General features: G+C 66.0%; 1 protein-coding gene. It reads right to left on the bottom strand.

The window, feature by feature from the left end; translation table 11 throughout:
- The coding region (locus tag PQR02_RS40795; RefSeq protein WP_408243450.1) for a helix-turn-helix domain-containing protein at positions 1-359 on the bottom strand (359 nt) is incomplete at its 3' end.
- Positions 360-474 lie beyond the last annotated feature (115 nt).

Here is a 474-nt window from a genome sequence, read left to right as displayed (position 1 = left end):
GCCTCACGCATCCAGCGCCGTACCGTTTCCTTCGCCAGCGCCAGCCCGTGACATTCACGCAGCTTCTCGCAGGCCAGCGTCGGTCCGAAATCCGCGTAGCGCTCACGCACCAGCGCCATGGCCCGTGCACGCAGATCAACCGGCAGCTCGCGGTTGCTCGGCTGGCCACGCCGCGCCGAAATGAGTCCCGCCGGTCCTGCAGCCTCGTAGCGCCGCACCAGCCGGCTGACCTGACGCTCACACAGCTGCAGCCGCTCAGCCGCCAGCACGACCGTCAGCCGCCGCTGGACGACCGCCTCGATGATCTTCACACGCTCGAGCTCGTGCATCGTGATCGTGATGAATCCACGTCCGTTCATGGTCGGGCTCCGCGCTGGCTGGGATGCCGCAGCATGCGCCACAGCCGCCGGCCCGGAGCCGGGAACCGGACATTTCTAATGAGCCAGAACCAGACATTACTAAAAAGCTCTGACA

It is taken from the genome of Paraburkholderia sediminicola (assembly GCF_046026895.1).
Classification (GTDB): Bacteria; Pseudomonadota; Gammaproteobacteria; order Burkholderiales; family Burkholderiaceae; genus Paraburkholderia; species Paraburkholderia sediminicola_C.
The sequence above is the reverse complement of the archived record's forward strand: the minus strand, read 5'-3'. Positions and strand labels throughout refer to the sequence as shown.